The sequence below is a fragment of the Streptomyces sp. NPDC102279 genome (assembly GCF_044766365.1).
Classification (GTDB): domain Bacteria; phylum Actinomycetota; class Actinomycetes; order Streptomycetales; family Streptomycetaceae; genus Streptomyces.
The window spans coordinates 745,179-757,238 of the sequence record NZ_JBIWLU010000002.1 but is presented as its reverse complement, the minus strand read 5'-3'; the positions used below and the strand labels follow the sequence as shown (position 1 = coordinate 757,238).

Genomic DNA, 12,060 nt, shown 5'->3' with positions numbered 1-12,060 from the left:
ATCGCTGTCGCGGTCAGTACCGGGTCGGGTGCCAGGCTCCGCGAGCGTCTGACGCCGGCACTGCCGGGCGCGACCTGGTACGAGGTCGGCGGCGGAACGCTCGACGACGCGATCCGGCTGGCCGACGAGATGCGGTCCGGGCACTACGACGCCGTGGTCGGTCTGGGCGGCGGCAAGATCATCGACTGCGCCAAGTTCGCGGCGGCACGGGTCGGGCTGCCGCTCGTCGCCGTCCCGACCAACCTCGCCCACGACGGACTGTGCTCGCCGGTCGCCACCCTGGACAACGACGCGGGCCGCGGCTCCTACGGCGTGCCGAACCCCATCGCGGTCGTCATCGACCTCGACGTGATCCGTGAGGCGCCGATCCGGTTCGTCCGGTCCGGCATCGGCGACGCCGTGTCCAACATCAACGCGATCGCGGACTGGGAGCTGGCCAACCGGGTCAACGGCGAGAAGATCGACGGTCTGGCGGCAGCGATGGCACGTCAGGCGGGCGAGGCCGTGCTCCGGCACCCCGGCGGTGTCGGCGACAACGACTTCCTCCAGGTCCTGGCCGAGGCACTGGTCCTCACCGGCATCTCGATGTCGATCTCCGGCGACTCCCGGCCCGCCTCGGGCTCCTGCCACGAGATCAACCACGCCTTCGACCTTCTCTTCCCCCAGCGCGCGGCGAGCCACGGCGAGCAGTGCGGACTGGGCGCGGCCTTCGCGATGCATCTGCGCGGAGCCCACGAGGAGGCGGCGCACATGGCCGAGGTGCTGCGCCGGCACGGACTGCCGGTCCTGCCCGAGGAGATCGGCTTCACCGTGGACGAGTTCGTCCAGGTCGTGGAGTACGCCCCGCGGACCCGGCCCGGGCGCTACACGATCCTCGAGCACCTCGACCTGAAAACCCACCAGATCAAGGACTACTACTCCGACTATGCCAAGGCCATCAGTAGCTGAACTCCGCCCGGTCGTTCATCCCGCAGGGGTGAAGGACAGGCGCAGCGGTGAGCACTGGGCGGGACGCCTGTACATGCGAGAGATCTCGCTGCGCTGCGACCGCTACCTGGTGAACACCAGGATCACGCCCAACCAGCTCACGTACCTGATGACCCTGTGCGGCGTGCTCGCGGCCCCGGCCCTGCTGGTGCCGGGGATCGCGGGTGCCGTGCTCGGCCTGGTGATGGTCCAGCTGTACCTGCTGCTCGACTGCGTCGACGGCGAGGTCGCCCGCTGGAAGAAGCAGTTCTCGCTCGGCGGGGTCTACCTGGACCGTGTCGGTGCCTATCTGACCGACGCCGCGGTCCTCGTCGGCCTCGGTCTGCGCGCCGCCGACCTGTGGGGCGGCGGCCGGATCGACTGGCTGTGGGCCTTCCTCGGCACCCTGGCCGCCCTCGGCGCGATCCTGGTCAAGGCCGAGACCGACCTCGTCGGTGTCGCCCGCCACCAAGGGGGACTGCCTCCCGTCCAGGAGTCGGCGTCCGAGCCGCGTACCTCCGGCATGGCCCTCGCTCGCCGGGCCGCCGCGGCGCTCAAGTTCCACCGGCTGATCCTCGGTATCGAGGCGACCCTGCTGATCCTGGTCCTCGCGATCGTCGACCAGATCAGGGGCGACCTGTTCTTCACGCGCCTCGGCATCGCCGTGCTCGCCGGCATCGCGATCGTGCAGACCCTGCTGCACCTCGTGTCCATCCTCGCCTCGAGCAGGCTCAAGTGAGTACGGCCATGAAGGTCGGCGCGGTCGTCATCACCATGGGCAACCGCCCCGACGAGCTGCGGGCCCTGCTCGACTCGGTCGCCAAGCAGGACGGCGACCGCGTCGAGGTGGTCGTCGTCGGCAACGGCTCTCCCGTCCCCGACGTCCCCGCGGGCGTCCGCACGGTCGAGCTGCCCGAGAACCTCGGCATCCCCGGTGGCCGCAACGTCGGCATCGAGGCCTTCGGCCCCGGCGGCACCGACGTCGACGTCCTTCTCTTCCTGGACGACGACGGACTGCTGGCCCAGCACGACACCGCCGAGCTGTGCCGCCGCGCCTTCACCGACGACGCCGACCTGGGGATCATCAGCTTCCGCATCGCCGACCCCGGGACGGGCGAGACCCAGCGTCGCCACGTGCCCCGGCTGCGGGCCGCCGACCCGATGCGCTCCTCGCGCGTCACCACCTTCCTCGGCGGTGCCAACGCGGTGCGCACGAAGGTCCTCGCCGAGGTGGGCGGACTCCCGGACGCGTTCTTCTACGCCCATGAGGAGACCGACCTCGCCTGGCGGGCCCTCGACGCCGGCTGGATGATCGACTACCGGTCCGACATGGTGCTGTACCACCCGACGACCGCCCCCTCGCGGCACGCGGTGTACCACCGCATGGTGGCCCGCAACCGCGTGTGGCTCGCCCGCCGCAACCTCCCCGCGCTCCTCGTCCCGGTCTACCTCGGCGTCTGGATGCTCCTGACGCTGCTGCGCCGCCCCTCGCGAGCGGCTCTGAAGGCCTGGTTCGGGGGATTCCGGGAGGGCTGGAGCAGTCCGTGCGGACCCCGCCGTCCCATGAAGTGGCGTACGGTGTGGCGGCTGACTCGACTGGGCCGACCTCCCGTCATCTGACAAGCTCGATTCCGAGAGCGTCGGGACCCTCCCCGGTCTCCGGCTCTCGCCTCTGCCCGATCCGGTTGCGCGCATCTTGAAGACGAAAGTTTCCACTTGTGAGTGAGACAACGCATGACGGTGGAGTCGCGGTGAGCGACCGACCGTCGCCCGACGAAGGGCTCTCCGCGGCCGAGCTGGCCGCCAAGTACGGGCTCGCGGTCAGCGGCGCCCGTCCCGGCCTCGCCGAGTACGTCGGTCAGCTGTGGGGCCGGCGGCACTTCATCCTCGCCTTCTCCCAGGCGAAGCTCACCGCCCAGTACAGCCAGGCCAAGCTCGGCCAGCTCTGGCAGGTGGCGACGCCGCTGCTGAACGCGCTCGTCTACTACCTGATCTTCGGTCTGATCCTGAAGGCCGACAAGGGCTTGTCGCAGGACGTGTACATCCCGTTCCTGGTGACGGGCGTCTTCGTCTTCACGTTCACGCAGAGCTCGATCATGGCGGGCGTCCGGGCGATCTCCGGCAACCTCGGCCTGGTGCGCGCGTTGCACTTCCCGCGCGCCTCGCTGCCCGTCTCCTTCGCGCTCCAGCAGCTCCAGCAACTGCTGTTCTCGATGATCGTCCTGTTCATGGTGGTGATCGCCTTCGGCAGCTACCCGGGCTTGTCCTGGCTGATGATCTTCCCCGTGCTGTTGCTGCAGTTCCTCTTCAACACGGGCCTCGCGCTGATCGTGGCGAGGATGGGCGCCAGGACTCCGGACCTCGCCCAGCTGATGCCGTTCATCCTGCGCACCTGGATGTACGCGTCCGGTGTCATGTTCTCCATCAGCGCCATGCTCGCGAGCAGCCCGGAGTGGATCGCCCGCGCGCTGCAGGCGAACCCGGCCGCCGTCTACATGGACCTGATGCGCTTCGCGCTCATCGACGGATACGGCTCCTCCAACCTGCCGCCCCACGTGTGGGCCATCGCCGTCTTCTGGGCCGTGGTCGTCTCCGTCGGCGGGTTCGTGTACTTCTGGAAGGCTGAAGAGAGGTACGGCCGTGGCTGAGCTCGAGAAGAGGTCGCACATTCCGACCGTCATCGCGGACGAGCTGCACATCGTCTACCGCGTGAACGGCGCCAAGACGGGCAAGGGCAGCGCCACCTCCGCCCTCAGCCGCATCCTCAAGCGCGGCGAGGAGCGCGGGGTGCGCAAGGTGCACGCCGTCAAGGGCGTCTCCTTCACCGCCTACCGGGGCGAGGCCATCGGCCTGATCGGTTCGAACGGCTCCGGCAAGTCCACGCTCCTGCGGGCCATCGCCGGCCTGCTCCCCGCGGAGAAGGGCAAGGTCTTCACCGACGGCCAGCCCTCACTGCTCGGCGTGAACGCGGCTCTCATGAACGACCTGACGGGCGAGCGGAACGTCATCCTGGGCGGGCTCGCGATGGGCATGTCCCGCGAGCAGGTCCGGGAGCGCTACCAGAGCATCGTCGACTTCTCCGGCATCAACGACAAGGGCGACTTCATCACCCTGCCGATGCGGACCTACTCGTCCGGCATGGCGGCCCGGCTGCGCTTCTCCATCGCCGCGGCCAAGGACCACGACGTCATGATGATCGACGAGGCCCTCGCCACCGGTGACCGCTCCTTCCAGAAGCGGTCCGAGGTCCGCATCAGGGAGCTGCGCAAGAGCGCCGGCACGGTGTTTCTGGTCAGTCACAACAACAAGTCGATCCGCGACACCTGCGACCGCGTGCTGTGGCTGGAGCGCGGCGAACTGCGGATGGACGGGCCCACCGACGAGGTCCTGAAGGAGTACGAGAAGTTCACGGGCAAGTAACCCGTTTCGCCCAGGGCCCCGCCGGAACCCTCCGGCGGGGCCCTGCGTCTGCAAAGGAAAGGCCAACTCCGGTCGGCCTAGGGAATCTTGACGCCAATCGGTGTGTTGTTGTGATGCGCAGGACACCCCGAGTGAGTGTGCCGCGTTGTACAACGTAAGCTGTACCGGTGCTGAATCGCGCCAAGTGGGGCGATAATACGCGACACCCGGCACCGTCGCGCTGTGCGGACCTCCGGGCGGCGTGTCCGAAATGTGCAGTGTTGGGTCGGCAGTGTAGAACGGGAGATGTGACGGCAATGGCTACGGTGACTCTCCAGCTCCGCGATGCGTGCGCCGTCCCCGCGCCGGGCGGCCGGCGGTGACCGAAGCCGGTACGGCCCGCGCCGGCGATCCGGGGCGCGGCACTCTCGACAAAGCCGCGGACGAGAACTTTCCCGTGGCCCCCTTCTTCCTGCCCAGGGCCTGGCGCGACGACCTGATGGCCGTCTACGGCTTCGCGCGCCTCGTCGACGACATCGGTGACGGCGACCTCGCCCCCGGTGGCGCCGATGCCGGCCTTCTCGGTGTAGCGGCCACCGAGGCCGAGGACAGATCGGTCCTGCTGGACGCTCTGGAAGCCGATCTTCACCGCGTGTTCGACTCCACCCCCCGCCACCCCCTGCTGATCGGTCTGCAGCCCACAGTCCGCCGTGCGGGCCTCACCCCCGAGCCGTTCCTCGGCCTGATCGCGGCCAACCGTCAGGACCAGCTTGTCAAGCGGTACGAGACCTATGACGACCTGCTCGCCTACTGCGAGCTGTCCGCGAACCCCGTCGGCCGCCTGGTCCTGTCCGTGACCGGGACGTCCACTCCCGAGCGGGTCCGCCACTCCGACGCGGTGTGCACGGCACTGCAGATCGTCGAGCATCTCCAGGACGTCGCCGAGGATCTCGGCCGCGACCGTGTCTACCTTCCCGCCGAGGACATGAAGCGCTTTCATGTCCTCGAAGCAGATCTTGCCGCCCCCACAGCAGGCGCATCGGTGCGAGCACTGGTTGCATACGAAGCAGAACGCGCCTTGAACCTCCTGAATGAAGGCACCCCCCTCGTGGGTAGCGTCCCCGGCAGGCTGAAGCTGCTGCTCGCGGGGTTCGTTGCGGGGGGGAAGGCGGCGATCCGTGCGATCGTCGCCGCCGAATACGACGTACTTACAGGCCCGCCCAAGCCCGGCAAGCTCCAGTTGCTGCGCGAGGTGGGAGTGACTCTGCGAGGAAAGGGGTGATCCGGACCGTGGAGTCGGAACAGCACATGTCCGCACCGGTACTCGCCGCGTACAGCTACTGCGAGGCAGTGACCGGCCAGCAGGCCCGCAATTTCGCGTACGGCATCAGGCTGCTGCCTACGACCAAGCGTCGTGCGATGTCGGCGCTCTACGCGTTCTCCCGGCGTGTCGACGACATCGGCGACGGCACGCTGGCACCGGACGTGAAGGCGGTACGTCTCGAGGAGACGAAGGCGCTGCTCGCCCGCGTCCGCGAGGGCGAGGTCGACGAGGACGACACCGACCCGGTCGCCGTCGCCCTCACGCACACCGCCGAGTACTTCCCGGTCCCCCTCGGGGGCCTGGACGAACTCATCGACGGCGTGCTGATGGACGTACGCGGCGAGACCTACGAGACGTGGGACGACCTGAAGGTCTACTGCCGGTGCGTGGCCGGGGCGATCGGGCGGCTCTCGCTCGGTGTCTTCGGTACCGAACCGGGGGCCCGCGGCGCCGAGCGCGCGCCGGAGTACGCCGACACGCTGGGGCTCGCGCTCCAGCTCACGAACATCCTGCGGGACGTCCGGGAGGACGCGGAGGGCGGGCGTACGTACCTGCCGGCCGACGATCTGGCGAAGTTCGGCTGCTCGGCCGGCTTCGACGGGCCGACCCCGCCGCCGGGCTCCGACTTCGCGGGTCTCGTGCACTTCGAGGTGCGGCGCGCCCGCGCGCTGTTCGCCGAGGGCTACCGGCTGCTGCCCATGCTCGACCGGCGCAGCGGCGCCTGTGTAGCGGCGATGGCGGGCATCTACCGGCGGCTGCTCGACCGCATCGAGCGCGAGCCCGAGGCCGTGCTGCGCGGCCGGGTCTCGCTCCCCGGACGCGAGAAGGCGTTCGTCGCCGTGCGCGGTCTCTCCGGACTCGACGCTCGCCACGTCTCTCGACGCACCGTCCGGAGGCGCGTTTGATGGACAATATGGGCCAAGGTGACACGACCGGCGAAAAGCGGCACGCAACCCTCCGGAGCCGGACGGCGTCCCTGACTGCAACGGCCTGCCGTGCGTCGTTCGATCACCATGGCGCGGCCCCAGGGGAGGGTGCACGATGAGCGAGGTCAAGGAGTCCGCGGAGGACTCCGCCCGGTCCGCCGTGGTGATCGGCGGCGGACTCGCCGGGATCACCGCAGCGCTCGCGCTCGCCGATGCCGGACTGCGCGTCACCCTGCTCGAAGGCCGGCCGCGGCTCGGCGGTCTCGCGTTCTCCTTCCAGCGCGGCGACCTCACCGTCGACAACGGCCAGCATGTCTATCTGCGCTGCTGCAGCGCCTACCGCTGGTTCCTCGACCGCATCGACGCGGCCGCGCTCGCGCCTCTGCAGGATCGTCTCGACGTGCCCGTTCTCGACGCGGAGGCCGCTCCCGGGCGCAGACTCGGCAGAATCGGCCGCGACGCGCTGCCGGTGCCGCTGCATCTGGCGCGCAGCCTCGCGACCTACCCGCACCTCTCGCTCGCCGAGCGCGCCAAGGTCGGCCGTGCCGCGCTCGCGCTCAAGGGCCTGGATCTCACCGATCCGTCGCTCGACACGCAGAACTTCGGCGACTGGCTCGCCGGGCACGGTCAGTCACGACGTGCCGTCGAGGCACTGTGGGACCTCGTGGGGGTCGCCACCCTCAACGCGGTGGCAGGCGACTGCTCGCTCGCCCTGGCCGCGATGGTGTTCAAGACAGGTCTGCTGTCCGACCCGGGCGCGGCCGACATCGGCTGGGCGCGCGTCCCACTGGGCGAACTGCACGACACCCGGGCCCGCAAGGCGCTCGACTCCGCGGGCGTACGTACCGAGATCCGTACACGCGTCACCTCCGTCTCCCCTTACGAGAACGGGCGTTGGAGTGTTCAGGTTCCCGGCGAGCGCATCGACGCCGACGCCGTCGTGCTCGCCGTACCGCAGCACGAGGCCCACGATCTTCTGCCGGATGGCGCGCTCGACGCCCCCGAGCGGCTCCTGGACATCGGCACCGCGCCGATCCTGAACGTCCACGTCGTGTACGACCGCACCGTCCTCACCGCACCGTTCTTCGCCGCGCTCGGCTCCCCGGTGCAGTGGGTCTTCGACCGCACCGAGGCCTCCGGGCTCCGCGAGGGCCAGTACCTCGCGCTGTCGCAGTCGGCGGCGCAGGACGAGATCGACGAGCCCGTTTCGGCGCTGCGGGAGCGGTACCTCCCCGAGCTGGAGCGGCTGCTGCCCGGTGCGCGCGGCGCCGAGGTGAAGGACTTCTTCGTGACCCGGGAGCGCACCGCGACGTTCGCCCCCGACCCGGGCGTCGGGCGGCTGCGTCCCGGTGCCCGGACCAAGGCCCCCGGCCTGTACCTGGCCGGAGCGTGGACCGCCACAGGGTGGCCCGCGACCATGGAGAGTGCGGTTCGCAGCGGCGTCGGCGCGGCGGATGCCGCGCTGGGCGCGCTGGGACGGTCCCGCGATCATCTCCTCGGACTCTTCGAGGAGGCGGCATGACGCTCGAACAGAGCACGACAGGCCCCCGCACCCCCGGTATCGCAACAAGAGGAGAGACTGTGCCCACTGTGCCCCCGGCCGAAACGGCTGCCGACGCGGTGGACGTGACCGCGCTCCTGGAGCGCGGCCGGACCCTGTCCACACCGGTGCTGAAGGCGGCCGTGGACCGTCTGGCGGCACCCATGGACACCGTCGCCGCCTACCACTTCGGCTGGATCGACGCCGAGGGCAACCCCGCGGACGGTGACGGCGGCAAGGCGGTCCGTCCGGCGCTCGCGGTGCTCTCCGCGCAGGCCGCCGGCGCCGAGCCCGAGGTCGGCGTTCCCGGCGCGGTCGCGGTCGAGCTGGTGCACAACTTCTCGCTGCTGCACGACGACCTGATGGACGGCGACGAACAGCGCCGGCACCGCGACACCGTCTGGAAGGTGCACGGCCCCGCCCAGGCGATCCTGGTCGGCGACGCCCTGTTCGCGCTGGCCAACGAGGTGCTGCTGGAGCTCGGCACCGTCGAGGCCGGACGCGCCACCCGGCGTCTGACCACCGCCACCCGCGCCCTCATCGACGGCCAGGCCCAGGACATCTCCTACGAGCACCGCGACCGCGTCAGCGTCGAGGAATGCCTGGAGATGGAGGGCAACAAGACGGGCGCCCTGCTCGCCTGCGCCTGCTCCATCGGCGCGGTCCTCGGCGGCGCCGACGACCTCACCGCCGACACCCTGGAGCGGTACGGCTACCACCTCGGCCTGGCCTTCCAGGCCGTCGACGACCTCCTCGGCATCTGGGGCGACCCGGAGTCCACCGGGAAGCAGACCTGGAGCGATCTGCGCCAGCGCAAGAAGTCCCTGCCGGTCGTGGCCGCACTCGCCGCGGGCGGGCCCGCCTCCGAGCGGCTCGGCGACCTGCTCGCCGAGGACGCCAAGGCCAGCGACTTCGAGAACTTCTCCGAGGAGGAGTTCGCCGCGCGCGCCGCGCTCATCGAGGAGGCGGGCGGCCGCGACTGGACCGCTCAGGAGGCGCGCAGGCAGCACGCCATCGCCATCGAGGCGCTCGACGCCGTCCCGATGCCCGATCGTGTGCGGGCCGAGCTCGTGGCACTCGCCGACTTCGTCGTCGTTCGAAAGAGATGATCACTATCGGTCGAATACACCTCGCGTAGTCGCCGGCCGGTGCCTCCCCCGGGTTTCGAACCTCGTTCGAGCACGGGATCACCATCGGAACGGAAGCACCGGCCGACGGCGGACCCACAGCAGAGTCGTACCACTGCACGAAGGGGAAGCCATGACAGCGACGACCGACGGAAGCACCGGGGCACTTCCTCCCCGCGCTGCCTCGGCCAGCGAAATCCAGCACGACATTCCCGCGGCGGCCGGGACGGTCGAGACCCGAGACGCCGCCACGCGCGCCATGGCGCGTGCCACGGACTTCCTGCTGGCGCTGCAGGACGACCAGGGCTGGTGGAAGGGCGACCTCGAGACGAACGTCACCATGGACGCCGAGGACCTCCTGCTCCGTCAGTTCCTGGGCATCCGCGACGAGCCGACCACGCGCGGCGCCGCCCTGTTCATCCGCGGCGAGCAGCGCGAGGACGGCACCTGGGCCTCGTTCTTCGGCGGACCGGGCGAGCTCTCCACCACGATCGAGGCGTACGTCGCCCTGCGGCTGGCCGGGGACGCCCCGGACGCACCGCACATGGCGCAGGCGTCCGCGTGGATCCGCGAGCGCGGAGGCATCGCCGCGGCCCGGGTCTTCACCCGGATCTGGCTCGCCCTCTTCGGCTGGTGGAAGTGGGACGACCTTCCCGAACTGCCTCCGGAGCTCATCTACTTCCCGAAGTGGATGCCGCTCAACATCTACGACTTCGGCTGCTGGGCGCGGCAGACGATCGTGCCGCTCACCGTGGTGTCGGCGAAGCGACCGGTGCGGCCGGCGCCGTTCCCGCTCGACGAGCTGCACGCCGATCCCCGCCACCCCAACCCGGCCAAGCCCCTTGCACGGGTGGCCAGTTGGGACGGGGCGTTCCAGCGTCTCGACAGGGCCCTGCACCAGTACCGCAAGGTCGCGCCGCGCGCCTTGCGCAGGGCGGCGATGAACACGGCGGGACGCTGGATCATCGAGCGGCAGGAGAACGACGGCTGTTGGGGAGGCATCCAGCCGCCCGCCGTCTACTCGGTCATCGCCCTGCACCTGCTCGGCTACGACCTCGAACACCCGGTGATGCGCGCGGGGCTGGCCTCGCTCGACCGGTTCGCCGTGTGGCGCGACGACGGGTCCCGGATGATCGAGGCCTGCCAGTCACCGGTGTGGGACACCTGCCTGGCGACCATCGCGCTCGCCGACGCCGGGGTGCCCGCCGACCACCCACAGCTGGTCAAGGCCGTGGACTGGATGCTCGGGGAGGAGATCGTCCGGCCCGGTGACTGGTCCGTCAAGCGGCCCCAACTGCCGCCGGGCGGCTGGGCGTTCGAGTTCCACAACGACAACTACCCCGACATCGACGACACCGCGGAGGTCGTCCTCGCGCTGCGCCGCGTCCGGCACCACGATCCGGACCGGGTCGAGAACGCCATCGGACGCGGGGTGCGCTGGAACCTCGGCATGCAGTCCAAGGACGGCGGCTGGGGCGCGTTCGACGTCGACAACACCAGCCCGTTCCCCAACCGGCTGCCGTTCTGCGACTTCGGCGAGGTGATCGATCCGCCCTCCGCGGACGTCACCGCGCATGTCGTGGAGATGCTGGCCGTCGAGGGACTCTCCCACGACCCCCGGACCCGCCGGGGCATCGAGTGGCTGCTCGCGAACCAGGAGACCGACGGCTCCTGGTTCGGGCGCTGGGGCGTCAACTACGTCTACGGCACGGGGTCGGTGGTTCCCGCGCTCGTGGCGGCGGGACTGCCCGGCTCGCATCCCGCGATCCGCCGGGCCGTCGCCTGGCTGGAGGGCGTGCAGAACGACGACGGCGGCTGGGGCGAGGACCTGCGCTCCTACGGTGACGCCGCCGGGTGGAGCGGGCGCGGTGCCTCCACCGCCTCCCAGACCGGCTGGGCGCTGCTCGCCCTGCTGGCCGCGGGGGAGAACGAGTCCAAGGCCGTGGAGCGGGGGGTCGGCTGGCTCGCCGAGACCCAGCTGGCCGACGGCTCCTGGGACGAGCCGTACTTCACGGGGACCGGCTTCCCGTGGGACTTCTCGATCAACTACCACCTCTACCGGCAGGTCTTCCCGCTCACCGCGCTCGGCCGCTACGTCAACGGGGAGCCCTTCGCCGCGACGGAGGGGGGCTGATGACCGGTCGGCCCGCTCCGGCTCCGCTGCTGATCGCCTGCGCGCTCGGCATCGAGCACCTCGCCCTGCGCAGCGGCGACCGGAGCGGCGCCGGCGGACCCGTCACCGTGCTGCGTACGGGGATGGGCCCGAAGGCCGCCGAGCGGTCCGTCACCCGGGTCCTCGGCGACCCGGCGCTGCGTGCGGCGGCCGTGCTGGCCACCGGGTTCTGCGCGGGGCTCGCCCCGGGCATGCACCCCGGTGACCTGGTCGTCGCCGAGGAGACCCGGGACCCGGACGGCACCACGCCGTGTGTGGGAACCGACCTCCTCGTCAAGGAACTGGTGCGGGCCCTGCCCGGCCGCACCGTGCACACGGGGCCGCTCACCGGCTCCGATCACGTCGTCCGTGGTCCCGAGCGGTCGGATCTGCTCGCGACCGGAGCCATCGCCGTGGACATGGAGTCCGCGGCCACACTTCTCGGCGCGGTCCGCGCGGGCATCCGCCCGGTTGCGGCCGTACGGGTGGTCGTGGACGCTCCAGAACATGAACTCGTCCGTATCGGCACGGTCCGCGGTGGAATATCAGCTTTCCGTGTTCTTCGTGCCGTGCTTCCCGCTTTCTTTGAATGGCACCGTTCTTTGTTGCTCCCTCGGAGGTGAGCC

At 70.4% G+C, this 12,060-nt stretch carries 12 protein-coding genes; all 12 read left to right on the top strand.

Translation table 11 applies throughout. From position 1 onward, the window contains the following. A partial coding sequence (locus ACIRQH_RS06790; protein ID WP_388879692.1) for an iron-containing alcohol dehydrogenase family protein occupies window positions 1-948 on the top strand: 948 nt, incomplete at its 5' end. Then, window positions 926-1,705 carry a CDP-alcohol phosphatidyltransferase family protein gene (locus ACIRQH_RS06785; RefSeq protein ID WP_404224539.1) on the top strand — a complete coding sequence of 260 codons (780 nt, stop codon included), beginning with the start codon at window positions 926-928 and terminating at the stop codon, window positions 1,703-1,705. The genes ACIRQH_RS06790 and ACIRQH_RS06785, both read left to right, overlap by 23 nt. Window positions 1,706-1,713: 8 nt before the next feature. After that, window positions 1,714-2,586, top strand: coding sequence for a glycosyltransferase (locus ACIRQH_RS06780; RefSeq protein WP_358817845.1), 873 nt, complete (start codon window positions 1,714-1,716; stop codon window positions 2,584-2,586). 98 nt (window positions 2,587-2,684) lie between these two features. After that, window positions 2,685-3,614, top strand: coding sequence for an ABC transporter permease (locus tag ACIRQH_RS06775; protein ID WP_358817834.1), 930 nt, complete (start codon window positions 2,685-2,687; stop codon window positions 3,612-3,614). Next, entirely contained in the window at window positions 3,607-4,386 is a 780-nt protein-coding gene (locus ACIRQH_RS06770; protein WP_358817833.1) for an ABC transporter ATP-binding protein, read from the top strand. The genes ACIRQH_RS06775 and ACIRQH_RS06770 overlap by 8 nt, the downstream gene beginning before the upstream one ends. Window positions 4,387-4,744: 358 nt before the next feature. Continuing rightward, window positions 4,745-5,647, top strand: a complete 903-nt coding sequence (gene hpnC, locus ACIRQH_RS06765) for a squalene synthase HpnC (RefSeq protein WP_404224537.1) — start codon at window positions 4,745-4,747, stop codon at window positions 5,645-5,647. Beyond that, entirely contained in the window at window positions 5,644-6,594 is a 951-nt protein-coding gene (hpnD, locus tag ACIRQH_RS06760; RefSeq protein WP_388935959.1) for a presqualene diphosphate synthase HpnD, read from the top strand. Before hpnC ends, hpnD begins: the two co-directional genes overlap by 4 nt. After that, window positions 6,594-6,734 (top strand): DUF6380 family protein, encoded by a 141-nt coding sequence (locus ACIRQH_RS06755; protein WP_358817830.1) that lies wholly within the window; start codon window positions 6,594-6,596, stop codon window positions 6,732-6,734. The genes hpnD and ACIRQH_RS06755 overlap by 1 nt, the downstream gene beginning before the upstream one ends. After that, on the top strand, window positions 6,731-8,137 hold the full coding sequence (gene hpnE / locus ACIRQH_RS06750) for a hydroxysqualene dehydroxylase HpnE (protein WP_404224534.1): 1,407 nt from the start codon (window positions 6,731-6,733) through the stop codon (window positions 8,135-8,137). The genes ACIRQH_RS06755 and hpnE overlap by 4 nt, the downstream gene beginning before the upstream one ends. Continuing rightward, window positions 8,134-9,264: a polyprenyl synthetase family protein gene (locus tag ACIRQH_RS06745; protein ID WP_358817828.1), complete on the top strand. Its 1,131-nt coding sequence runs from the start codon at window positions 8,134-8,136 to the stop codon at window positions 9,262-9,264. Before hpnE ends, ACIRQH_RS06745 begins: the two co-directional genes overlap by 4 nt. Window positions 9,265-9,415: 151 nt before the next feature. Then, window positions 9,416-11,416 carry a squalene--hopene cyclase gene (shc, locus tag ACIRQH_RS06740; RefSeq protein ID WP_404224532.1) on the top strand — a complete coding sequence of 667 codons (2,001 nt, stop codon included), beginning with the start codon at window positions 9,416-9,418 and terminating at the stop codon, window positions 11,414-11,416. Continuing rightward, window positions 11,416-12,057 (top strand): 1-hydroxy-2-methyl-2-butenyl 4-diphosphate reductase, encoded by a 642-nt coding sequence (locus tag ACIRQH_RS06735; RefSeq protein WP_358817826.1) that lies wholly within the window; start codon window positions 11,416-11,418, stop codon window positions 12,055-12,057. Before shc ends, ACIRQH_RS06735 begins: the two co-directional genes overlap by 1 nt. Window positions 12,058-12,060: the final 3 nt, after the last annotated feature.

Excerpts from the sequence above, each read along its gene's own strand:
- ACIRQH_RS06755 (WP_358817830.1), top strand. The coding sequence starts at position 6,594 with ATGGACAATATGGGCCAAGGTGACACGACCGGCGAAAAGCGGCACGCA.
- ACIRQH_RS06735 (WP_358817826.1), top strand. The coding sequence starts at position 11,416 with ATGACCGGTCGGCCCGCTCCGGCTCCGCTGCTGATCGCCTGCGCGCTC.
- ACIRQH_RS06785 (WP_404224539.1), top strand. The coding sequence starts at position 926 with ATGCCAAGGCCATCAGTAGCTGAACTCCGCCCGGTCGTTCATCCCGCA.
- hpnE (WP_404224534.1), top strand. The coding sequence starts at position 6,731 with ATGAGCGAGGTCAAGGAGTCCGCGGAGGACTCCGCCCGGTCCGCCGTG.
- shc (WP_404224532.1), top strand. The coding sequence starts at position 9,416 with ATGACAGCGACGACCGACGGAAGCACCGGGGCACTTCCTCCCCGCGCT.
- ACIRQH_RS06780 (WP_358817845.1), top strand. The coding sequence starts at position 1,714 with ATGAAGGTCGGCGCGGTCGTCATCACCATGGGCAACCGCCCCGACGAG.
- ACIRQH_RS06745 (WP_358817828.1), top strand. The coding sequence starts at position 8,134 with ATGACGCTCGAACAGAGCACGACAGGCCCCCGCACCCCCGGTATCGCA.